Raw genomic sequence first — 347 nt, forward strand, 5'->3', positions numbered from 1 at the left:
CGCTGCGAGACTTTGCTGGACACTCAGGCCAGGCTCGTGTTGCTGCACGGCGATCTGCACCTCGGCAACGTCCTGGACGGCGGCCCGTCGCGCGGCCTGTTCGCGATCGACCCAAAGGCATGCGTAGGCGACCCATGCTTCGACGCCGTCGACTACGTGGTGGCCGGCGCCGGGCAAGAGGGGGTCGAGGCCCGTTGCCAATGGGTGGCGGCCGCGTGCGGGCTCGATGGGGACCGGTTGTATGCCTGGAGCCGAGTAGTGGCACCCATGGCAGCCATCGCGCACCTCACCTATGACGGTCCAGAGCCCGTGATCGACGAACTACTCGCCCTGTCTCGTTGATCCCA

General features: G+C 67.1%; 1 protein-coding gene. It reads left to right on the top strand.

Going from position 1 to position 347, the window contains the following annotated elements; all coding sequences use genetic code 11:
- A partial coding sequence (locus IG78_RS0141220) for an aminoglycoside phosphotransferase family protein (RefSeq protein ID WP_030575034.1) occupies window positions 1-342 on the top strand: 342 nt, incomplete at its 5' end.
- Window positions 343-347: the final 5 nt, after the last annotated feature.

The sequence above is a fragment of the Streptomyces aureocirculatus genome, from assembly GCF_000720475.1.
GTDB classification, from domain to species: Bacteria; Actinomycetota; Actinomycetes; order Streptomycetales; family Streptomycetaceae; genus Streptomyces; species Streptomyces aureocirculatus.